This window comes from Zooshikella harenae, from assembly GCF_018837975.1.
GTDB lineage: Bacteria > Pseudomonadota > Gammaproteobacteria > Pseudomonadales > Zooshikellaceae > Zooshikella > Zooshikella harenae.
Map to the genome: position 1 here is coordinate 1 of NZ_JAGSOY010000306.1, position 789 is coordinate 789.

Here is a 789-nt window from a genome sequence, read left to right on the forward strand (position 1 = left end):
GTAATATTCCGATCCACCGCCCAAAGATGAGCACGTAACAGCGAGTCTTCGATAATCGCCTTGGTTCTCACCACATTAACAAAGGCCCATTTGGGATCAGTAATACAGGTAGTGCGGTTGCCCCAGAGTCGATAACCATTCTCCTGAATAATGGTGGTGATATGGTTTTCATTGAGTAAGTTGGCTCGGCAATTGGCATCCCCCAATGTAAAGTCAATGGGCCGACTGGTGCCAATAATACCATTAATTGGCTTATTCGACGGCGAGTGCCAAAAGCCTTTATCGTTATCCACTTTAGCCATCAATCCCGCCACATACGACGAGGGTGGTCTATCCACGGCCTGATTGCTATGGATATCCCAGACCTGGACCCAGGGATCAATTAAATACGCGTAGCGACTGTCGTATTTATTTTTATACTGAATGGCTTCTGCACCGGTAGTATTAGGGCCATCAATAAGTGCCATACCATTAAGTTGGCTGGCGATCATGTCCAGCGCTTTACCCACTGGCTCTAATTGACTGTAACCCGGTGCAATCAGTAAACGAGGCTGTACACCCACTACAGATTTAGCCGCCGTTAAGGCATAAATGCCGGTGGGTGGATCACTTTGGCCATTGCCCACCAGCGCACTGATTTGCTTGGCTTCCTCGCTTTCTTCCTTAACACGAATAACGACTACCAATGCGCCAATCTGATCAAAAATCCCTTTGATGGCAGCGGGTAATGTGCCTTTATCACCTAACTTGGTGGCTTCGCGTAAGGAGCCGGCGATTAATATCGGTTGG

1 protein-coding gene is annotated in these 789 nt (G+C 48.0%); it reads right to left on the reverse strand.

The genetic code is table 11. The annotated features are described in order from the left end of the window. On the reverse strand, nt 1-789 hold a 789-nt coding region (locus tag KCG35_RS25820), incomplete at both ends, for a phage tail sheath subtilisin-like domain-containing protein (protein ID WP_215822760.1).